General features: G+C 70.1%; 17 protein-coding genes and 1 pseudogene. 11 read left to right on the top strand and 7 right to left on the bottom strand.

Annotation, left to right across the window (positions count from 1 at the left end; all coding sequences use genetic code 11):
- The first annotated feature begins 23 nt into the window (after positions 1-23).
- On the top strand, positions 24-635 hold the full coding sequence (locus AC5Y5B_RS15855; protein ID WP_500005892.1) for a class I SAM-dependent methyltransferase: 612 nt from the start codon (positions 24-26) through the stop codon (positions 633-635).
- Here AC5Y5B_RS15855 and AC5Y5B_RS15860 read toward each other — a convergent pair.
- A complete protein-coding gene (locus tag AC5Y5B_RS15860) occupies positions 612-1,160 on the bottom strand; it encodes a CGNR zinc finger domain-containing protein (protein WP_500005974.1) in 549 nt (182 codons plus the stop codon). The genes AC5Y5B_RS15855 and AC5Y5B_RS15860 overlap by 24 nt on opposite strands.
- 148 nt (positions 1,161-1,308) lie before the next feature.
- Here AC5Y5B_RS15860 and AC5Y5B_RS15865 point away from each other — a divergent pair, with 148 nt between their 5' ends.
- Both AC5Y5B_RS15865 and AC5Y5B_RS15870 read left to right on the top strand, forming a co-directional pair.
- Positions 1,309-2,004, top strand: coding sequence for an SDR family oxidoreductase (locus AC5Y5B_RS15865; protein ID WP_112634990.1), 696 nt, complete (start codon positions 1,309-1,311; stop codon positions 2,002-2,004).
- 253 nt (positions 2,005-2,257) lie between these two features.
- Positions 2,258-2,710 (top strand): SRPBCC family protein, encoded by a 453-nt coding sequence (locus AC5Y5B_RS15870; RefSeq protein ID WP_112634991.1) that lies wholly within the window; start codon positions 2,258-2,260, stop codon positions 2,708-2,710.
- 1 nt (position 2,711) lies between these two features.
- Here the strand turns inward: AC5Y5B_RS15870 and AC5Y5B_RS15875 are convergent, their stop codons facing one another.
- The 3 genes from AC5Y5B_RS15875 to AC5Y5B_RS15885 all read right to left on the bottom strand — a co-directional run bounded on the left by AC5Y5B_RS15875 (position 2,712) and on the right by AC5Y5B_RS15885 (position 5,611).
- Positions 2,712-3,452, bottom strand: a complete 741-nt coding sequence (locus tag AC5Y5B_RS15875; protein WP_112634992.1) for a methyltransferase domain-containing protein — start codon at positions 3,450-3,452, stop codon at positions 2,712-2,714.
- Positions 3,453-3,588: 136 nt separating this feature from the next.
- The gene (gene lipJ / locus AC5Y5B_RS15880) at positions 3,589-4,965 is read right to left on the bottom strand and encodes a bifunctional lipase/adenylate cyclase LipJ (protein ID WP_500005895.1); all 1,377 of its coding nucleotides are present in this window, start codon (positions 4,963-4,965) and stop codon (positions 3,589-3,591) included.
- Between the two features lie 40 nt (positions 4,966-5,005).
- Entirely contained in the window at positions 5,006-5,611 is a 606-nt protein-coding gene (locus AC5Y5B_RS15885; protein WP_500005896.1) for a TetR/AcrR family transcriptional regulator, read from the bottom strand.
- A 191-nt stretch (positions 5,612-5,802) separates the two neighbouring features.
- On the opposite strand from AC5Y5B_RS15885, the gene AC5Y5B_RS15890 reads away from it, so the two are divergent.
- The 4 genes and pseudogenes from AC5Y5B_RS15890 to AC5Y5B_RS15905 all read left to right on the top strand — a co-directional run bounded on the left by AC5Y5B_RS15890 (position 5,803) and on the right by AC5Y5B_RS15905 (position 10,316).
- Positions 5,803-6,762 carry an oxygenase MpaB family protein gene (locus AC5Y5B_RS15890; RefSeq protein WP_500005898.1) on the top strand — a complete coding sequence of 320 codons (960 nt, stop codon included), beginning with the start codon at positions 5,803-5,805 and terminating at the stop codon, positions 6,760-6,762.
- A gap of 160 nt (positions 6,763-6,922) precedes the next feature.
- Positions 6,923-7,687, top strand: coding sequence for an SDR family oxidoreductase (locus AC5Y5B_RS15895; protein ID WP_112635854.1), 765 nt, complete (start codon positions 6,923-6,925; stop codon positions 7,685-7,687).
- 136 nt (positions 7,688-7,823) lie between these two features.
- Positions 7,824-8,918, top strand: coding sequence for a phenazine antibiotic biosynthesis protein (locus AC5Y5B_RS15900; RefSeq protein WP_500005899.1), 1,095 nt, complete (start codon positions 7,824-7,826; stop codon positions 8,916-8,918).
- 35 nt (positions 8,919-8,953) lie between these two features.
- Positions 8,954-10,316: pseudogene (locus AC5Y5B_RS15905) on the top strand (aldehyde dehydrogenase family protein).
- 22 nt (positions 10,317-10,338) lie between these two features.
- On the opposite strand, the gene AC5Y5B_RS15910 reads toward AC5Y5B_RS15905, so the two are convergent.
- Positions 10,339-11,082 (bottom strand): cutinase family protein, encoded by a 744-nt coding sequence (locus tag AC5Y5B_RS15910; RefSeq protein WP_289176466.1) that lies wholly within the window; start codon positions 11,080-11,082, stop codon positions 10,339-10,341.
- 327 nt (positions 11,083-11,409) lie between these two features.
- Between AC5Y5B_RS15910 and AC5Y5B_RS15915 the strand changes: the two genes are divergently transcribed.
- Together AC5Y5B_RS15915 and AC5Y5B_RS15920 are read left to right on the top strand one after the other, a co-directional pair.
- A complete protein-coding gene (locus tag AC5Y5B_RS15915) occupies positions 11,410-12,279 on the top strand; it encodes an SDR family NAD(P)-dependent oxidoreductase (protein ID WP_112632011.1) in 870 nt (289 codons plus the stop codon).
- Positions 12,269-13,834, top strand: coding sequence for an AMP-binding protein (locus AC5Y5B_RS15920; RefSeq protein ID WP_500005901.1), 1,566 nt, complete (start codon positions 12,269-12,271; stop codon positions 13,832-13,834). Before AC5Y5B_RS15915 ends, AC5Y5B_RS15920 begins: the two co-directional genes overlap by 11 nt.
- Positions 13,835-13,837: 3 nt before the next feature.
- On the opposite strand, the gene AC5Y5B_RS15925 is transcribed toward AC5Y5B_RS15920, so the two are convergent.
- Together AC5Y5B_RS15925 and AC5Y5B_RS15930 are read right to left on the bottom strand one after the other, a co-directional pair.
- Positions 13,838-18,670 carry a cation-translocating P-type ATPase gene (locus AC5Y5B_RS15925; protein WP_500005902.1) on the bottom strand — a complete coding sequence of 1,611 codons (4,833 nt, stop codon included), beginning with the start codon at positions 18,668-18,670 and terminating at the stop codon, positions 13,838-13,840.
- A 170-nt stretch (positions 18,671-18,840) separates the two neighbouring features.
- Positions 18,841-19,797: a sigma-70 family RNA polymerase sigma factor gene (locus AC5Y5B_RS15930; RefSeq protein ID WP_112632014.1), complete on the bottom strand. Its 957-nt coding sequence runs from the start codon at positions 19,795-19,797 to the stop codon at positions 18,841-18,843.
- A 158-nt stretch (positions 19,798-19,955) separates the two neighbouring features.
- Between AC5Y5B_RS15930 and AC5Y5B_RS15935 the strand changes: the two genes are divergently transcribed.
- Complete coding sequence (locus AC5Y5B_RS15935) at positions 19,956-20,717, top strand: SDR family oxidoreductase (RefSeq protein WP_500005904.1); 762 nt, start codon at positions 19,956-19,958, stop codon at positions 20,715-20,717.
- Between the two features lie 28 nt (positions 20,718-20,745).
- Complete coding sequence (locus AC5Y5B_RS15940) at positions 20,746-21,483, top strand: DUF899 domain-containing protein (RefSeq protein ID WP_112632016.1); 738 nt, start codon at positions 20,746-20,748, stop codon at positions 21,481-21,483.
- Positions 21,484-21,506: the final 23 nt, after the last annotated feature.

Genomic DNA, 21,506 nt, shown 5'->3' on the forward strand with positions numbered 1-21,506 from the left:
CGGTCGGGCAGACTGGGTCGACGGTGGATGACTACGCGAAACACGAGGACTACTGGAACCACAACAGCGCCTATCACCCGTGGCTGGTCGGCATTGCCTCGCGACATCGCGGCGACGTCCTGGACGTCGGGTGCGGGGAAGGGCTGCTGGCGCAGCGACTCGCCGCGGTGTCGCGCAGCGTCGTCGGGATCGATGCCGACCCCGCATCGGTGCGGCGCGCTGCGCGGCGACTGCAACCGATCGCAAACGCCTCGGCGGAACTGCGGCGTTTCGAGGATCTCGAGCAGGCCAAGCCGTCCTTCGACCTCATCACCTTCGTCGCCAGCCTGCATCATCTGCCGCTAGGCGACACCTTGCGGAAGGCGCGTCAAATGCTGCGGCCCGCGGGCCAATTGGCCGTGGTGGGGCTGTCCGCCAACAAGAGCGTCGCCGATTGGGTGTGGTCGGGCCTGTGTTTACCGGCGGTGCGCGCCGGGTCATGGCTGCACCGGGAGACCCGCAACATCGGCGTGCCCGTCGCCGATCCACACGAAAGCCTGGCCGAGATCCGGCGGGCGGCCGAAGGCGTCCTGCCGGGGGCCCGCATCAGGCGGGGGCTTTACTACCGCTACCTATTGCTCTGGCGCAACGCCTGATCTGGCCGCGCGCTCGCGTTCGCGTCGCCGCGCCCTGGAGGCCCGCAGATTGACAGCATTGCCGCACGTCTTGACGTCATGCCAGACCCCGCTGTTGTTTTTCGAGCGGTCGTAGAACGTCGCGCCACACCGGTGGTTGTGGCAGCGCTTGATCCGCCGCCAGGTGCCGGCTTGCTGGCTCAGCAGGATCTCGCCCCACAGCGCCGACGCCAGCCAACGCCAACCGCTGCCACTGGGATCCATCCGCACCTCGCCGGCATCGGACAGCGCGAAGGATGCGGCGACACCGTCGGCGCCACGAGACCGCGGCTGTTCGCCGGCCACCAGCTGCTCGATGGTGGCGCGCACCGCGCGAAGCTTGGCCAGGTCCGCGTCACCGAGCTCGGGGGCCGACAAGTCGACATCGCGCACCGACGACCACGCCCGCACCGTGGCGGCCGCCCAGTCCGCGGCCAGGCCCCGATCGGCCAGCAGATCCGGCCCATACCCGTCGATGGCCCTCGTGTTGAGGAAGTCCTGGACCAGGGCCAGCCCTCCTGGAGCGTCCGCGCAGCCATAGCGCTGTGACGACACCCACGTAGGAGACATAATCAAACAGTACTTGACTATGTCTCGCCGGTCAATTAGCATGACGTAAGCAAAGCAGTTTTGCCTATGTCAGAGGAGTGCGATCATGGTCAACGTCAAGGGATCGACGGTGGTGGTCACCGGCGGGCAGCGCGGTCTCGGCAAGGCCATCGTGGCCGAGTTGCTGGAGCGGGGCGCGGCGAAGGTCTACGCCACGGCGAGGGCGCCGAAGCCCAGCCAGGACCCCCGCGTGGTCAGCGTTGAATTGGACGTCACCAGGCCGGAGTCGGTCGCGGCGCTGGCCTCCACGGCGGCGGACGCCGACATCGTCATCAACAACGCCGGTGTTCTGGGCGCCCGGACGCTGCTCGACAGCGACATCGAAGAGGTGCGAGCGGTGTTCGAGACGAACTATTTCGGCGCGTTGCGCGTGGCCAAGGCGTTCGCCCCGGTGCTGGCCGGCAACGGCGGCGGTGCGCTGGTCGACATCGCGTCCATCCTGTCCTGGATGCCCGGATCCGGCGGGTACGGCGACTCCAAGGCGGCACTGTGGTCGACGACGAATTCGCTGCGCATCGAGCTGGAGAAGCAGGGCACCCTGGTCGTCGCGGCGCACCTCAGCTTCACCGACACCGACATGACCGTCGGCTTCGATGCGCCCAAGAACGATCCGCGCCAGGTGGCCCGCGCGATCGTCGACGGCATCGAGCGGGACGACACGGAGGTGCTCGCCGACGACGACACCCGCTACGTCAAGGCTGCGCTGGCCGGACCCGTCGAGGCGCTGCCGCGGATGGGGTGAACCGGCCGCAGGCATGAAGGTCTGTCCGAAGGCAGATTCCCGTGGTGTGACGGTCGGGCAAGCGGGCCCTTGCGGTGGCTCCGCTTGGTTCGGAGCCCAAACTGGACTCTCTGCACTTCGGACAGACCGCCGGGTTGTCCCGGCACTGCCTACCGTCGCATCCGCCCGTCGATGCCGCGACGGCCAAAGGTCCTCGACCTCGCGGGCCAACGTCACCGGCGCGGCGCACGGCCGCACGTGTTTGGATAGCGACATGTCGGAACTTGAACGCATTGTGAGCGCCACCCGCGTGATGTCGGCCAATGCGGCGCGGATATTCGAACTGATCGCCGACCCGTCGCGCCAGCCGAGCTGGGACGGCAACGACAATCTGGCGTCGGCTGCTGCCGGCCAGCGTGTCCATCGGGTGGGCGACGTCTTCAAGACGACGCTGACCAACGGCGCGGTGCGCGAGAACCACGTCACCGAGTTCGTCGAGGGCAGTGTAATCGCTTGGCGCCCAGCCGAACCCGGAAAGCAACCGCCGGGTCACCTGTGGCGCTGGGAACTCAGCCCGGTCAACGCCGAACTCACCACGGTGACCCACACCTACGACTGGACGGAGCTCACCGACGCCACCCGGCTCGAGCGCGCTCGCGCGACGACGACCGACATGTTGCGCGAGTCGATGGATCGGCTCGCCCTGCTGGCACAATCGCCGGAATAGGTCAGCCCTTCTTGGCGCGCACCCACTGGAACGTCCCGAGGGTCTTCACCCGCACGCTGGCAAAGCCGGTGTGTTCCAGTGCATCCCCAATCTCGTCGTCGTCGAACGCGTGCGCTCCGACGTTGGGCAGCATCCGCCAATACCGCGCCAGGCGCCCGGCGGTGGGCACCATGACGGCCAGCCTGCCACCGGGGCGCAGCACGCGCGCGATCTCGGCAAGGGCGGCCGCCGGATCCGGAACCAACTGCAGCACCGCGGTGGACACCGCGACGTCAATGGTGCTGTCGCGCAGCGGAAGACGCTGCGCGTCGGCCTTGATGAAGCCGACCTGGGGCCCGGCCTCGTTGCGGACCGCGCGGTCCAGCATGGGCTCGGAGATGTCGACGCCGAGGGCCAGACCCTGCGGACCCGCCGCGCGCGCCAGCGACGCCGTGACGTTGCCCGGCCCGGAGCCGACGTCCAGCGCCGTACCGCCCTGCGGGACGTCCAACCACTCCAGCGGCAGCTGCCATGCGCTGATCCAGCGCCGGGAAAGCGCCTGGGCGTTGTCGTAGAGCAGCGACCCGATCGGTGAGGCCCACGCCGCCTGGATGGGGCCGGTGTTCTTCTCGACGACGCCGTCCCCGGCCGCGCCGAGCAGGTCGAGGTAACCCCGGCTCACGTCGGGTTCGGCCGGCGGATCGATGAGCAGGTCCAGCGCGCGCCGAAGCGCGGGAGGCAGCGAGATGTGCACGTCGGTCATGCGTACTCCTTCGATGAAATACCAAGCGGGACGCCAGAAATCGAACGGAAAGCCGGGACGCTACGGCTGCGGAAAGTCCCCGTCCGCAGCCTACGCCGCGGGCCCCGACGCTTCGACCGCTGCGATTTTCGGTCCGCTACCGCCGGACGGCGGCGTGCTCGCGGACCAGGGCGTACAGCCGCCAGTAACCGGGCACGCCCTTGAGCGCGGTCTCACCGCGATCACCGAACCTGTGTCGCGAGCCGGTCACGATGTCGCGCAGCGTGGACGACACCAGCACCTCGCTGGGCCCGGCGAGCGCGGCGACCCGCGCGCCGATGTGAACGGCCATGCCCGCGACGTCCGCGCCGCGCACCTCGACCTCGCCGGCGTGAATGCCGACCCGCACCTCGATGCCCAGCACATGAACGGCGTCCACGATGGCGTCGGCACAGGCGATCGCCGCGCTCGGGCTGCTGAACGTCGCAACGAAACCGTCTCCGGCCGTATTGACTTCGTGACCGCCGAAGCGCTGCAGTTCGTGGCGCACGATCCTGTCGTGGTTGTCCAGCAGGTCGCGCCAGCGGTGGTCACCCAGCGCGGCGGCGCGCTCGGTGGAGCCGACGATGTCGGTGAACACGATGGTGGTGAGCAGGCGCTCGGCGTCGGAAGCGCCGCGCACTCCGGTGATGAACTCTTCGATCTCGTCCAGCATCGGGCCGGTGTCGCCGACCCAGTACAGGGCGTCCTCGCCGGGCAGTTCGACCAGACGCGACCCGGCGATGCGCTCGGCGAGGTAGTGCGCGTGCTCGACGGGGCTGAAGCCGGGGTTGTCGCGATGGACGATCAGCGTGGGTACCGCGATGCGCGGCAGCCTGTCGCGGACGTCGCCCTGCCTGACCTTGTTGATGAACGCGCGGGCCATGCTGGGAGACGCCGCCCGGTTGCCGGCCATGTCCCACCACGAGCGGAATGCGTCGTCGTGCGCGACGCTGGGGGCGATGATGCCGAGCATGTCGAAGCCCTGCTCGACGGCGTCCGGCTCCATCCCGACCGAGGTGAATCGATCGGCGTCGTCGAGTTCGGCGCCGATGGGGTAGTCGGGACCGCGCAACGTGCGTGCCGCGCCGTTGGCAATGACAAGGCTGTTCACCCGATCGGAGTGATCGGCCGCCAGGATCACACCGGCCAGCGTGGTGAAACCCGGGGCGAAGATCGTGGCTTTCTCGCAGCCGACGGCGTTCATCACGGCGAGCGCGTCCTGGGCCCACGATTGGGGGCCGAGCATGTCGAGGGAGGGAACCCTCGAGGACAGGCCGATGCCGCGCTGATCGAAGCGGATCACCCGGCAGAACGACGCGAGCCGACGATGAAAGCGGTACATCGAGGGCTCGAGGTCGACGCAGTCGATCGGGATCAGCGGGCCCGGCAGCATGAGCAGGTCCATCGGGCCATCGCCGAAGACCTGATAGGCGATGTCGATCTCGCCGCAACTGGCGTACCGAGTCCGCGGAGCCGCAGAACTCCCAGCCACGGCTCAAGGCTAGTTCAGGGCGCCGACAATGTGAGGTCTGTTAGCGGGATGGTTGCCGACTGATGATCGGCACCAGATAGCGCGCGGCGTAGTCGCGAACCGCCGCCGGATCCGACGTGTCGAGCCGGTCGGTCGGGAAGACGATGATGCCCAGGGCGACGCGGAGCAGGATGTCGGCGATGTTGTCCAGGTCGGCCTCGGCCAGGTCGGCGCCGCAGCGTCGCAGGGTGTGGGCGATCCCGTCGGCGAACTGGCGGATCGGGAAGGCCTGCGACCGGGAGAACATGCCGAACAGTTCGGGTTCGCTTTCGGCGATCCGCGAATACAGCGCGGAGTCCTGCACCAGGCGGACGCCGAGCGCGAACGCCTCGACCACCGCCTGTTGCGGGTCGCAACCCGTGGTCGCCTGGTCCAGCGTGGTGAAGAACAGGCCGGCCTCACGCCGCACCACCTGGGCGAACAGGTTCTCCTTCGTCGGAAAGCGGCGGTAGATGGTGCTGCGGCTGACCCCGGCCCGGGCGGCGACGTCGTCGATATTGGCGCGGCGCACGCCGTAGGTCTCGAACACGCTGCGCGCGGTGTCCAAGATGGTGCGATCGAGATCGGTGAGCGCCTCGGCAGTGGCAGAGCCCGGTTCGGACTGCATGATTGGCGGCATCGTATCAACTCCTCGGCGTGCTCCATGGCCGACTTTTTCGACATCGAGACCGGACTCGGCAGGTGCGACGGCGACCCGCGCCTGCTAGTGTTCGAGACGCTTGGAACAAAGATACGTCTTTGTGTCAATGGTTCACATGGATTGCCGTCGCCCAGCGCGGGTACGGCGAGGAGGTGGGCATGACCGCCCAGAACGACGAGTTTGCCGCGGCGACTGCCGGGCCGCGTTTCGACACCGGCGTCCGCGAGGCGATACCGATGCCCGTCGACGACGCGATCGCCGACGCCTCCCCGCGGCTGGGGCCGGATTCGCTGATCTGGAAGTTCTACGGAGACGTCCGCACCCAGCTCTTCGGGTTCCAGCGCACCGCCGGGGTGGAGAACTGCATCGAGCAGCTCGCCCAGGGCGTGCTGGACCACTCCGTCATCTTCAGCGACACGCTCGGCCGGGCCAAGCGGACCGCGCCGCCCCTGATGAACACCGTCTACTCCGACGAACCGCACGAGTGGGGCCGCAAGGTGCGGGACTTCCACAAGACGATCAAGGGCACCGTCAGCGACGGCTCGCGATACCACGCGCTGAATCCTGAGTTGTTCTACTGGGCGCACGCCAGCTTCGTCGACCAGGTCATCTACAACACCGACATGTTCATCCGCCGGCTCAGCCACGCCGAGAAGGAACAGATCTTCAACGAGGGCAAACTCTGGTACAGCCTCTACGGTGTCAGCGACCGGGGGCAACCGCAGACCTTCGACGACTTCCTCGCCTATTGGGACGAGATGCTCGACCGGTTCGTGCCGCACAAGACCGTCCTGTACGGCACCGGCTACATCCGCAAGGGCATCCCGGGCCCCCGGCGGATTCCCAAGCCGGTGTGGAAGGTCCTCTCGGCGCCGCTGAACGCCTACACCCGGCTGGTCGTGGTCGGGACGCTGCCACCGCAGATGCGCGAGGTGTGCCAGCTGCAGTGGGATGCCAAGAAGGAGAAGCGCTTTCAGCGCTTCGCCGCGACCGTCCGAGCGCTCAACCCGCTGTTGAACCGGCTGCCCGTCCGAGCGCTCTACACGAGCTGGGCCGCCGCGGCGTGGGAGCGCGCGGGCGTCGACCCGCGCCGGCTGCACAACCGCCCGGCCGCGTAGCGGGTCCGCGGCAGCTCGTCGTCGCCGCGGCGAAGTCCGTGACACCGCGCCCGTGGATAGGGCATGGTGGTTAGCCGGCTGCGCATTGGGGCATTCCGCTACGTCGGCCCAGTGGGCCGCCGATCGAGCCGATGGCAGGGCGACCCGAAGGAGAACCGCGATGCAGATGACGGGCAACACCGTTCTTGTCACCGGCGGCGGCAGCGGCATCGGTCGCGGTCTGGCCGAGTCCTTCCACCGGTTGGGCAACCAGGTGATCATCGCCGCCCGGCGCAGCGACCAGTTGCGGGCCGTCGCCGAGGCCAACCCGGGCATCCAGACCCTGTCGCTGGATCAGGGGGACCCCGCCGACATCCGCCGGTTCGCCACCCACCTGACCGACCACTACCCGGACCTCAACGTGCTGGTCAACAACGCCGGCATCCAGCGGGTCGAGGACCTCACCACCGGCAACGTCGGACTGGCCGAGCAGTCGGTGGCCATCAACCTGCTGGGCCCCATCCGGCTGACCTCTACCCTGCTGCCCGCGCTGCTGCGCAAGCCGCACGCCACCATCCTCAACGTCACGTCCGGTCTGGCCTTCATGCCCAGCGCGCTCACCCCGAGCTACTGCGCCTCCAAGGCGGCGCTGCACTCCTACACCGAATCGCTGCGCTTCCAGCTGCGCGACACCTCGGTGCAGGTCATCGAGATCATCCCGCCGCACGTGCAAACCGCGCTGCAGGGCGAACGGGGATTCGACCCCCGGGCGATGCCGCTGGAGGACTACATCACCGAGACGATCACGCTGCTGCAGACGCAGCCGCAGGCCAGGGAGATCGTGGTGGAGCGCGCCAAGATGTTCCGGTTCGCCGAGCGCGACGGCACCTACGACGACATCTACCCCCGCTTCAACGAGACGATCACCGCCATGTTCGGCAGCTAGGCCGGGCGGCTCCCGCTGAACACCGCGTGCACGCAGATGAAACTCCCTGTGAAATAAGCGGATACGGCGATGCGGCGGCGGGCGCGGGCGCCCGTTGTCCTTGGCGTAACGGTCTCGATGCGACAGGATCGGGGACATGGCCACAGTCGATTTCTCGGTGCTCGACGTCCCGCGGGCGGCACCCGTCGCGGACGCGCAGGCCTACTTGCGGGCGGCGATCGCCTGGCACTTCGGCGACGACACCGGTTCGCCGTTCTGGCTGCGGGCCGCCCGCTCGTTCGACTTCAACCCGCTGACCGACGTCCACACCTTTGCCGATCTGCGGCTGTTCCCCAACCTGGTCAACGAATTACGCACTGTCCCAGTGGAAGACCTCATTCCGCGCGGTTACGGGGCGCCGCCCCCGGTACCCCAGATCTTCGAATCCGGTGGCACCACCGGCGCCCCGAAACGCACTGTGCAGCTGCCGGATTGGGTCGCACAGGTCGTCGAATGGCAAACCGAGGACTTCGCCGCGGGCGGGTTCCGGCGGGGCCAGGGCTTTCTGTGCCTGATGCCGAGCGGTCCGCACGGCGTCGGCTACTTCTCCCGGCTGGTGTCGCAGCGCCTCGGCGCCGTCTTCCACGCGATCGACATCGATCCCCGCTGGGTGAAAAAGCTCGCCGCCCGCGGCGCGGCGGCCGAGGTGTCGGCGTACGTGGACCACGTCGTCGAGCAGGCCGTCTTCGTGTTGCGGACGCAGGCGGTGGCCAACCTGCACACCACCCCGCCGCTGCTGGAGGCGATCGCCCGCGACGACCGGGTGGTCGACCTGATCAACGACAAGATCCGCTACCTGCTGCTCAGTGGGGCGCACGTGGACGCCGACACGCTCGACCTGCTGCGCGACATCTTTCCCGCGACGACCATCACCATGGCGTTCGGCAGCACCATGGTGCTCTCGCAGGCGGTCACCCGGGCCGGCGACGACGACTGCTTCGTCTTCGATCCGCGCACCCCGTATGTGGTGTTCTGGGTGGTCGATCCCGACACCGGGGAACGGGTGCCGTACGGGCAGCCGGGTCAGGTGGTGATGCATCACATCAGCAAGGGCATGTTCATCCCCAACAACCTGGAGCGCGACCTGGCGATCAGGATGCCCGGACCGGTGGGCGATCTCAGCGATTCGGTGAGCGCGGTGCGCCCGGTGTCCACCTTCGAGGGCGAGGCCGTCATCGAGGGCGTGTACTGAGCGTGGTCCCTGACAGCGGCCGCGCGGCAACCGGTTTGGTCGCCCTCGACGCGCTCGGTGTGGACGGCGAGTACCGGACCCGCAAACGCGAACTCGTCACCACCACCGCCGGTGTCGCGGTCGCCGAGTTGAGCCTGGTGCCGCCGCTGTATGTTTCGCGCACGCTGGGCGCGCAGCGCAGGGCCGCGCCACTGCCGGCCGCCGGGCGCGCGGACGCGCTGTCCCGGGCCGCCGGCATCTTCGCCGACGGTGTGATCGCGGGGCTGGATTTCGAGGCCTATGTGGCGTTGGCCGCCCGGATCTCGGGCATGCCGATCGCGATCACCCGAGCCGGGGCGCGCGGTGTGGCCGACGCGGTGGGCGGCGCGGTCGATGCGGTGCGGCCGGCGCGCCCGGTGGGCGCGAGCCTGGACTGGCGCGAGGAGCGCACCCGCGCGGGCGGTGCGCTGTGGGTGCGGCGCGGCGAGGTGTTCGCGGTGCACGCGGCCGGAAACGGTCCGGGCGTCCACGGGCTCTGGCCGCAGGCGCTCGCGTTGGGCTACCGGGTCGCGGTGCGCCCCTCGCGCCGCGAGCCGCTGACGGGTCATCGGCTGGTGTGCGCTGCGGCAGGCCGGGTTTCGCGCCGAGGACGCCGTCTATCTGCCTACCGATCATGGCGCAGCCGACGAGATCATCCGGGCGGCCGACCTGGCGATGGTGTACGGGGGTCAGGAGGTGGTCGACAAGTACGCCGACGATCCGGCGGTGATCGTCAACGGACCGGGGCGCAGCAAGATCGTGATCACCGCCGACCGCGACTGGCGGGACTATCTCGACGTCATCGTCGACTCGATCGCCAACCACGGAGGCATGGCATGCGTCAACACCACCGCGGTGCTCTACGAGGGCGATCCCGGCGCGCTGGCGCGCGCGATCGCCGCACGGTTGGCGACGATCGAACCGCTGCCCACCGACGACGAGCGAGCCACCCTGCCCACCCAGCCCGTCGAGAAGGCACGCGCAGTCGCGAACTTCCTGGCGGCCAAGGCCGTCGGGACGACGCCGCTACTCGGCGCCGACCAGGTGGTCGCCGACCTCGGCGACGGCTATGCCGCGCTGTGCCCGGCGCTGCATCTGATGGCCGAACCCGACGCGGACCGACTCAACCTGGAGCTGCCCTTTCCGTGTGTCTGGGTGTCGGCCTGGTCGCGCCGCGACGGGGTGGTGTCGTTGCGGCATTCGCTGGTGGTCGCCGCGATCACGGGCGACGAGGCGCTGATTGACGATCTGCTCGCCGAGCCGACCGTCGGCAACGTCTACTGCGGGCACCACCCGACGTGGTGGCACGCACCGCACGTTCCGCACGACGGATTCCTGGCCGATGCCCTGATGCGCAACAAGGGGTTCGTCAGGGATTAGCCAGGAATCCCGGTCGGGCTGCTTACTCTCCGAAGCCGCCGTGCGGCGACGCGACAGCCATTGCGCCCGGCCCGTCCAGGCCCAGGTGGCTGGAGGCGAACGCGACTCCCTTGTCGATCATCGCGCCGTCGTCGGCGTAGGTGTTGTGCGCGGCGAAGTTGAGGCCGTCGGAGCAGACGGGGTCTTCGGTGGCGCACACCTTGATGGTCTTGTCCTGATACAACGGGCCAATTTCCACGGGCGGTTCGTTGAGGAAGTTCATTGCCCGCACGTTGGGCATGCCGAACAGCACGACCGAGGAGACGTGGTTGGCCACGTCGGGGGACAGCGGTTTGGGCACGGTGTTGGGGTCGATGCCGTCGGGCACGGCGGCTGAGGTGACAAAGCCCATCACGGCCGCGCCCTGGGAGTAGCCGCCGAGCACCATCTTGGTGTTGGGGCAGTCGTGGGCCATCGAATTCACGTGGGCGCCCGCGTCTCTGACACCGTCGATGCCGGTCGCCCATTGATCGCTGGCGGGGTAGTTGACGGGGTAGACGTCGAAGGACCGTCCGCCCACCCGTTGGTGCAGCGCGTCGACGAAGGCCTGACCGGTGGGGCCCACGCCCGGCGCTTCACCGGTGCCGCGGGCGAACACCACCTGCACGTCCGGGCACTGGGCCGACGCGGAGGGGATAACGGAAGCGGACAGGGCCGAAACGGCCACGCCCGACGCTGCGAGAACTACGGCTGAACCGAGGGAACGAATGACGTGACGTGCGATCATGCCGCCATTGTGCCCAGGCAACACGCCGCTTAAACACCCGAAACACCGAAATTACCGTGTTCTCATAAAATAACCGCCGCGACTGCGGACGGGCCGAGTTCGGTTGTGCGCGACGCTATCCGGCGCGGGCGCCCGGACCCGCCGTGCCCACTCGTCGCCGAGGTCGCCCCGTAAGCACGCCGCAGGGCCGGACGGCGGACCCGTTCCGCAGTGTGGTCTGCTACTCGTAGTTACGAGCCGGGGTCACGGTGAAGCTACAGCCGACCTCGGCGAACGGCTCGAGTGAATGCGGCAGCGAAGTTGAACGCACTAACGCAGGCCTTGAACATGGTCACGGACCACGTGGCCAACCCGGCGCGGGTGTCGGATCTCGACAGGTTGCGCGGCGCCGTCTGTGGCAAGACCGTCTTGGTGACCGGCGCCTCCTACGGCATCGGTGAGGCGACCGCGCGCAGCCTGGCCGCCGCGGGGGCGACCGTCCTCGTCGTCGCGCGATCCGAGGAACGACTGTGCGACCTCACGGCGGCGATCAATGCCGGTGGGGGCCACGCGGTCGCCTACCCGACCGACCTCACCGACGAATCCGCGGTGAGCACGCTGACCAAGCGGATCGTCGAGGAGCACGGCCCGCCCGGCATCGTGGTGAGCAACGCCGGCAAATCGTTGCGGCGCTCGCTGCATGACCAATACGACCGGCCGCACGACTTCCAGCGCACCATCGACATCAACTACCTGGGGCCGGTGCGGCTGCTCCTGGGGTTGCTCCCGGCCATGCGGGGCCGCGGCGGCGGGCACATCGTGAACGTGTCGAGTGTCGGCGTGCGGGTGGCGCCCGGTCCGCAATGGGGTGCCTATCAGGCGTCGAAGGGCGCCTTCGACCGCTGGTTGCGCAGCGTGGCGCCGGAATTGCACACCGACGGCGTCGATGTGACCACGGTCTACTTCGCGCTGGTGCGAACCAGGATGATCGCGCCCACCCCGCTGCTGACCCGGCTTCCCGGCCTGTCGGCGGACGAGGCCGCCGACGCCATCGCCAAGGCGGTCATCGAACGGCCCCGCACCATCGAACCCCCCTGGGTGCTGCCGGCCGAGTTGGCCTCGGTGCTGCTGGCCGGGCCGGCCGATTACGCCGCGCGGCTGTGGCATCGCCGATTCTTCAGCGAGTCCGACACCGACGAGGCCGACGATGACGACTGACCGGGTGATTCCCACCGCCGCCCGCGCCCTGCTGCGCTCGGGCCTGCTGAGCCCGCCGACGCCGCTCGCGGGTTTCCGGCTGCTGCGCGAGGCACGCCGGGGCGGCACCAGCCCCTACACGCTGCTGGCGGTCACGACGGCCCGCTGGCCCGACCGGACGGCCATCGTCGACGACGACGGTGCGCTGAGCTATCGACAGCTCCAACAAGCGACCGAGTCGCTGGCGCGGCGGCTGGCCGATGACGGTGTTGCACCCGGGCAGGTGGTCGGGGTGATGTGCCGCAACGGACGCGGATTCGTGGCGGGTGTGTTCGCCGCCGCCCTGCTGGGCGCCGATGTCGTGCCGATGAGTACGGAGTTCCGCAGCGACGCCCTGGCGGCCGCGGTGCGAGCGCACCGCATTGCGACCGTGGTCGCCGACGGCGAATTCGCCGGGCGGCTGCGGGCCGCGGACGAATCGGTCGTCACCGTCGATCCGGCGACGGCCGGCACCGACGAGGGCGCCCGCAGACCGGCCGTGGCCTCCCCCGGCCGCATCGTGTTGCTGACATCGGGCACCACCGGCACCCCCAAAGGGGTGCCCCGTACGCCGCAGCTGCGCTCGGCGCTGGGCGTGTGGGTGACGATCCTGGATCGCACCCGGCTGCACACCGGTTCACGAACCTCGGTGGCAATGCCCATGTTTCATGGCCTGGGGCTGGGCATGCTGATGCTGACCCTGGCGCTCGGGGGGACCGTGCTCACCCGCCGCGAGTTCGACGCCGAAACCGCGCTGGCCCAGGCGTCGCTGCATCGCGCCGACGCCTTCACCGCGGTGCCCGTCGTGCTCGCGCGCATCCTGGAGCTGCCCGAGCAGGTGCGGGCGCGCAACCCGCTGCCGTACTTGCGGACGGTCATCTCCAGTGGCGACCGCCTCGATCCCACGCTGGGCCAGCGGTTCATGGACGCCTACGGCGACATCCTCTACAACGGCTACGGCTCCACCGAGGTCGGCATCGGAGCGCTGGCCACGCCCGCGGATCTGCGCGAAGCGCCAGAAACCGTCGGAAGACCGGTCGTCGGATGCCCGGTGCGAATCTTCAACAAGAACGACAAGCCGGTCGGTCCGCGGGTCACCGGGCGGATCTTCGTCGGCGGCGAACTGACCAGCGACGGCTACACCGATGGCGCCGCGAAGGCCGTCGTCGACGGCATGACCAGCACCGGCGACATGGGCTATCTCGACAACGCGGGCCGGCTCTTCATCGTCGGGCGCGAAGACGACATGATCATCTCCGGCGGCGAGAACGTCTACCCGCGCGCGGTCGAAAACGCGCTCGCCCAGCACCCCGCAGTCGCCGAGAACGCGGTCATCGGGGTCCCCGACGAACGGTTCGGTCAGCGGCTGGCGGCGTTCGTGGTCGCCCAGCCGGGCAGCGAGATCGACGCCACCGAGCTGCGCGAATATTTGAAGGGCCGGGTCTCCCGCTTCGAACAGCCCCGCGACATCAACGTCGTGGGCAGCATTCCGCGTAACCCCACCGGCAAGGTGCTGCGCCGGGAGCTGTCCGGCTAGCGGTCAGTCTTCCCCGGGCTCCAGGGCGGCGACCTGCTTGGCCAGCCAGTTGGGTGCCAGCGCCGAGATCGCGGTGGCACCCGCCGTCGACCCCAGCACCCCGGACCAGGCCACCGGCCCCAGCGGCGTGCACCCGAAGAACTGACTGATCACCGGGGTCTGCACGATCCCGACCAGGACGCCGGCGCTGCCCAGGGCGGTCGCCACGACCAGCGGGCTGTGCCGGCGTGTCAGCAGGGTCTGCGCCAGCTGCGTCGTCACCAGCGCGGTCAAACCCATTGTCGCCGTGCGGCGTTCGGTGCCCGGCGTCCAGCGCCCGATCGCCCAGGCGGCCGTCGCCCCGGCGGCCGTGACAGCGCCGCGGGTGACGATCTGGCGCATCAGCGGTGCGTCGAGCGAGGGCGTGGCCCCGGTGAGCACGGCCCGGCGGTGCAGGCGGCGCGCCTCTTCGGCGGCCTCGGCCGATTCGTACTCGGCCTCGTCCGGCTCGATGTATTGCGAGGTGACGGCCACCGCGAGCGCGGGGAACATGTCGGTGAGCAGGTTGACCAGCAGCAGCTGACGGGTTCCCACCGGGGCGCGGCCGGCGCCGAAGGCGGTGCCGATGATGGTGAACAGCACCTCACCGACGTTGCCGCCGACCAGAATGGTGACGGCGTCGCGAACGCCGGCCCACATGCTGCGGCCCTCGACCAGGGCGTCCATCAGCACGCCCAAATCCTCGTCGGTCAACACGATGTCGGCGGCGCCGCGGGCGGCCGACGAGCCCCTACCGCTCACCCCGATACCGACGTCGGCCATCCGGATGGCGGCGGCGTCGTTGGCGCCGTCCCCGACCATCGCGGTGACTCGGCCGCAGCGCTGCAGCGCGGCCACGATCTGCACCTTCTGCTCGGGGCTGACGCGGGCGAACACCTGCACGTCGGCGACCAGCTTGGCGCACGCGTCCTCGTCGAGACCGGCGAGTTCGGCGCCGGTCACCACCCGGGCGCCCTCGGGCAGGCCCAGTTGCCGGGCGATCGCCCGCGCGGTGACGGGGTGATCGCCGGTGATCAGCACGACGTCGCGGTCGGCGTCCACCAGCGCCTCGATCAGCGGACGCGCCGACGCGCGGGCGGTGTCGGCCAGGCCGACGTAGCCGAGCAGCTCGAGGTTCTTCGCCGCGACGTCGACGGCGTCGGCGTCCGTGTCGTCGTCGTCGGTTTCGTGCTTCCAGCCGCGCTGCGCCACGGCGAGCACCCGCAGCCCCTGCTCGGCGAGACCGTGCACCACCGCCTCGGCCCGCTGCCGGTCGGCTTTCGGGTCTGCGAACTTGCAGCGCGGCAGGATGACTTCGGGGGCCCCCTTGAGGACCAGCACCGGTGCGTCGGCGGGGTGCCCGTTGTCGTGCCCCACGGTGCCGATGGCGGCGGCGAAGCCGCGGCTGGATTCGAACGGGACCTCGGCGAGCATCGCCCAGTCCGAATCGCTTTGGCCGTTCAGCGAACTCGCCGCGGTCAGGATCGCCTCGTCGGTGGCGTGTGCATGCCCCTGGCCTTCCTGCGGCTGGGCCGACGCCCGCGCCGCGGCCCGCAGCAGCCCGGCCGATTCCGGGTCGGTCAGCTTGGGGAAGGGGTCGTGCGGGTCGACGTCCTCGGGCACCGCGCACACCACGCGCAGCCGGTTCTCGGTGAGCGTGCCGGTCTTGTCGAAACACACGGTGTCGACGCGGCCCAGCGCCTCGATGGTGCGCGGCGCGCGGACCAGGGCCCCGCGCGCGGTCAGCCGCTGGGCGGCCGAGAGCTGGGAGAGGGTGGCCACCAGGGGCAGGCCCTCGGGCACGGCGGCCACCGCGATCGCCACGCCGTCGGCGACCGCCTGGCGCAGCGGGGCGCGGCGCAGCAGCGCCAGCGCCGACACCGTCGCGCCGCCGGCCAGCGTCAGGGGCAGCACCTTGCTGGTGAGTTCCCGCAGCCGGGCCTGGATTCCGGCCGCGGTCTCGACGTCGGCGACCGCCGAGATCGCGCGGTGCGCGGCCGTGCCGACGCCGGTGGCGACCACGATCGCCCGGGCGTGCCCGGCGACGATGGTGCTGCCCTCGAACAGCATGCTGGCGCGGTCGGGGTCGTTGACCGCGACGGGGTCCACCTGCTTGTCGACCGGAAGCGATTCGCCGGTCAGCAGGGATTCGTCCACCTCGAGGTCTTCGGCGATCAGCAGGCGGGCATCGGCGGGCACCACTTCGGGTGCGGCCAGGTCGATGACGTCGCCGGGCCGCAACGACTTCGCGGACACCGTGGCCGTGCGGGTCGCGTGCCGGGCGGCCTCGAGCCGACGGCGGGTCGTCGCGACGGCCGGAACGACCACCCGGCGCACCAGCTGGTCCTGCTCGGCGAACAGTTCGGCGGCGGCGGACTCGGCCCGGAGCCGTTGCGCCCCACCGGTGATCGCGTTGACGGTCATGACCCCGGCGACCAGCAGCGCGTCGATGTTGCTGCCGACGATCGCCGAGGCCGCCGCGCCGACGGCCAGGATCGGCGTCAGCGGGTCGGCGAGTTCGGTCCGGGTGGCCGACGCCAGCCGGACGGCGTTGTGCAGGGGCTTGCGCAGGGGTTGCAGCGCCGGGCTGTAGGACAGGTCGTCGAGGCGACGCCGCCAGGACGGCTCGGTTTCGACGGCCATCGGGCGCGCGCCGCCGGCCAGCCGCGAGTAGACGATCTCGGGATCCAGTGCGTGCCAGGCGGTCAGCGGCTGCGGCGTGGGGTCGGGCAGCCGGAGCACCCGGGCGGCCGAGAAGGTCCCCGCCAGCAGGGCGGTGGCCGCGGCGGCATTGACCGGGTTGAGCCAGCGCCGGAAGCTGACCGGGCTGGTGCCCGCCTCCTGCTCGCCGGTGACCAGCAGCAGGCCGGCCAGCGTGGTGCCGCCCTGCGCCAGGTGCACCGCCGATTCGCTGGCCGAGCGGGCCACCGGGATCGCCGAGAGGATGCGTACCGCGTCGGCCAGGTCGGTGCCGGTGATGATGTCGGCGGTCCACGCCGTGGCGGCGCGCGGATCATCAAGGGCCACACCGACATCGGCGATCGCGAGCGCGGCAAGGGTGTCGGTCGAGGCGAAGTCGCGATGCAGCGCGGTGATCAGCAGCACCGGCCCACGGTCGGCTCTCAGCTCGCGGACCACGTTCAGCAGCGGCGTGCCGGGCGGGTGCGTGGTGCCGACGCTGGCGGTGAGGTCCTCGGTGCCCGCGACGTGGCGTAGCACCACCCGCGCGCCGGTGCGGTTGGCGGTCTGAAAGAGCGGGATCGCGTAGGGGTCGACCTCCCAGCCCACGTCGACGCTGCCCACGCATTCGCCGTCGACGATCAGGTCGGCGCTTTCCAGGCCCTGCGCGGGTGTCGCCGAAGGTCCTTGGGTGCGAACCCATTTCAGCCGCGCCCCGGTCGCGGGTAACTCGTCGGCGTCGGGCTCGGGCGCCTCTTCGCCGTGCAGCAGCGCGTCGGCCACCTCGTAGACGCGGTCGTCGTCCCAGCCGGGAGCGTCGCCGCGGACACGCAAGACCGCGCGGTGATCGCCGCGCAGCGCGGCGCCGTCGATGACGACCACCTTCACCCGGTCCAGGCGGCGCAGCGCGCCCGGGTCGAGGACGAGTTGCCCGGAATTGGCGAGCCCGCGGCCCAATATCGCCGCGAACGCCTGGCGGCCCATGTGCGCGGCCCTGGGCACCCCCGCTTCGATGGCCGCGGCCGCGTCCTCGGTGCCGCCGCCGGCGACCAGCGCGCTGACCGCCGCGATCAGCGAGCCGTTGGCCGCCGAATCGACGTAGCTTTCCACCGGCCCGGCCATCGAGCCTTTCGCCTTGTCCATCGCCGCGTCGATGGTGCCGCCGACCACGACGTGGGAGGCCTCCCCGGCGGCCGACGCGGCCCAGCTGTGCCGGGGCAGCTCCGACTTGGCCGAGGAGATGACGGGGACGACCGGGGCCTGCGGCCGGTCGGGGGAGGCCAGCTGCGGCTCGCGGTCGCGCCACACCCGCCGGTGCGCCGACGCCTCGGAGACCTGCAGGGTGCGTTGGGTCAGATCCAGCAGTGGGGTGCCGAACGATTGCGTGAGTCCGTGGGCGGCGGCCGTGGTCGCGGCCAGCGCGATGTCGGTGCCGACCCGGCCCAACCGCGCCTCCAGGATCGACACCATCCGCGGTTGATGGTTGATGAGCGCGGCGGCGGCGCGGGTGGTCTGCGGCGCGGCGGGCAACCGGGTGACCCATCCGGTGACCGCGGCCCCCATCGCGACGACGTCCATGGCCGCCGCGGTCAGGGGCACCAGAATCGCCAGCGGGTTGCCCGGGTCGGCGAACGGCGCGGACAGCGGCGGCGACTCCGATTTCGACCAGGTGATGTCCGAGGCGATCGAGGAGACGGTCGCGCGCACCTCGTCCAAGACGGCGTCGCCGTCCGCGTCGTCGGACAGCTCCACCACCAACCGGCCCAGCGAGCCCTCGACATGGGCCTTGGCCACACCGGGGATCCGGCGCACCGGCTCCTCGACGGCGGGCGCGTACTCGTGCCAACGCGGGAAGGGCAGCAGCGGATCGAGATCGAGGTGCACTCGGTGCCCGCTGTGCCAGCGCACCGGCGGCAAGATCGCGGTGGGCGAGCCGCTGGACGAACCGTCCAGTCCGATCGCCCGGCCCGTCGTTTGAGCAACCGATTGAATGACCGGGCCGGCTAGTTCGGTCACCGGACTGGCCAACGTCTGCAGCGCGCCCGCCGCCCCCGCCGCGGTGGACACACCGGCCCGCACCACCTGCGCGGCTCCGCCGGCTACGCTGGCGACGACGCTGGAAACGCCGGGAATCTTCACTCGTCACCCTTCACTACGTCTACCGCGCCTAATGATCCTGACGTGTGGAGGACCTGTCCACACGTGGGCCGGGAAGGTAAGACCGTGCGACGACACCTCGACAATGCAAGCCGGTGCAGGTCGGGCCTCCCTTAGTGAGCAAGGGGTGCGATTACGTCCCTGTGCAGAGGTTACCGGGTTGCCGACAAACCAAACGTGGGGAACAACCCTGCGTCGAGGAAGACGGTGATGCTCGCGACCCCGGTGACGCCGGTGGTCAAGACGTGGATGGAGTGCGCCCGCATGGTCCCGTCGGCGCTACGGCGGTATTCGGCAACGGCGGGTTGCGCATTCGCTGCTGTCGGGATCATCACAATGTCGCCTCGCGGAGCCAGGGCGCGTCCGGCGAGGAACCGCAGCACGGCGTCTCGGCCGGTGAACCACACTGGCATGGGCGGCATTTCGAGCTTGACGTCGGCTTGCAGCAGCGCCGTCAGCGCCGCCATGTCCGCGTTTTCGAATGCCGCGCAATACCGGTCGAGCAATTCGCGGCGCTGGGCGTCGCCGGGCTCGGACATGTTCTCCTCGGCCGGCGAGAGTTCGGCAAGGTGCGCCCGGGCGCGCTGCAGCGAACTGTTGACCGCCGCGGGTGTGGTCTCGAGCAGCTCGGCAACCTCGGCGGCGCTGAACTGTACGACGTCGCGCAGGATCAGCACGGCGCGCTGCCGCGCCGGAAGCTCTTGCAGGGCGGTCATCACGGCCAGCCGCACGCTCTGCTTTGCGGTCAGGTCGTCTTCCGGGCTCTTGAACATCATTGCGTCGGGAATCGGCTCGAGCCACGCGTGCGCGCCGGCCTTGGCGTCGAAATCGGCGTCGGGGTCGACCGATCCGTCGCCCACCCCCATCGGCAGCACGCGGCGGGCCCGGTTCTCCAGCGCGCGCAGGCAGGCGTTGGTGGCGATCCGATACAGCCACGTCTTGAGCGCCGCGCGTTCCTCGAACGCCTGATAGCCGCGCCACCCCCGCAGGTATGTCTCCTGGACCAGGTCTTCGGCGTCGTGCACCGAACCCAGCATGCGGTAGCAGTGCGCGATCAGCTCGGCGCGAAAAGGCGCCGCCTGCTCAACGAAATCGTCCTGCGCCGGCACGGCCCCTCCTTTCGGCTGGGTGAAGAACCTACTCGTTTAGAGACATCGGGCTACCGAAATTCATCGGCCGCACGCGATGAATCCGGCCGCGGCGCCGTATCTGAATTAGTGAAGGCGCGGCCCCGGCCGCAGGACCACAGCAGAGAGGGACCACGACCATGAAGGAAACCGGCACCGCCCACGCCGAGGGGGCCACGGCGATCGTGACCGGCGCGGGCCGCGGATTCGGCCGCGCCATCGCGGCGGCGTTGGTGGCGGGCGGCGCGCGGGTCGTCGGGGTCGCGCGCACCCGGTCACAACTCGACGAGGTGCGCGCCCAGCTCGGCGACGCCTTCATCCCGGTGGTGGCCGACGCCGCCGATCCCGCCACGGCCGACCGGCTGATCGACGAATACCGGCCGCGCACGCTGGTGCTGTGCGCCGGCGCGACGCCGCGCATGGCGCCGCTGCAGGACCAGACGTGGGAGACGTTCAGCGCGAACTGGGACTGCGACGTCGCGCAGGCGTTTCACTGGGTTCGCCGCGCGTTGCGGCACCCGCTGGCGCCGGGCAGTTCGGTGATCGTGATGTCCAGCGGCGCCGCGGTGAACGGATCACCGCTGTCGGGAGGCTATGCGGGCGCGAAGGCCACCGTCAGGTTCATCACCAGCTACGCCGCCGCCGAATCGCAACGCGCGGGTCTCGGGATCGGCTTCACCGCCGTGCTGCCGCGGCTGACCCCGGCCACGGACCTGGGCGCGGCCGCCGTCGCGGCCTACGCCGGGCGCCAAGGCGTCGACGTCGACTCCTTCGTGCAGGCCGCCGGGCCCGCACTCACCCCCGAACAGGTGGGCACGTCGGTGCTCGAGATCGCGACCGGCGCCGCCACCGACCACGACGCGTATCTGCTCACCGCGGCCGGACTCTCGCCGCTTACCTGAGACCCGAAGATCGAAAAGGGAGGCAAGGATGAACACACCGCCGATCGTGTCGGCCGAGCAGTGGGCCAGGGCGCATCAGCAACTGCTGGTCAAGGAGAAGGAACTCACCCGCGCCCATGACGCGCTCGCGGCCATGCGGCGCCGGATGCCGTGGACGGCCGTCGACTCCACCTATGAATTCGAGGGACCCGAGGGCAGGGTCGACCTGTTGGGCCTGTTCGGTGGCCGGCGCCAACTCGTCGTCTATCGCGCCTTTTACGGGCCCGACATCCACGGCTGGCCCGACCACGCGTGCCGCGGCTGCTCGATGATCGCCGACCACGTCGGCAACCTGGCTCACCTGAACGCCCGCGACACCACGCTGGTGTTCGCTTCGCGCGCGCCGCAGGCCGACATCGAGCGACTCAAGGCGCGGATGGACTGGAAGATGCCGTGGTACACCATCACCGATCGATTCGACAGCGATTTCGGCGTCGACGAATGGCACGGCACCAACGCCTTCATCCACGACGGCGACCGGGTGTTCCGCACCTACTTCATCAACAACCGCGGCGACGAGGCGCTCGGAACCACGTGGAGCTTCCTGGATATGACCGCGTTGGGACGCCAGGAAAACTGGGAGGATTCGCCGGAGGGCTACCCGCAGAGCGCCCCGTATGAATGGTGGGACTGGCACGATGCGTACGGCACGCACGAGCCGTCGCGCTGGTTCGGCGAGCCGGACCCCAACGACCCCAACGACATCCGGCCGCCACGCGAAAGCTAAGCACCGCAGTGGGTTTGGACCGT

It is taken from the genome of Mycobacterium sp. NGS33, assembly GCF_059812885.1.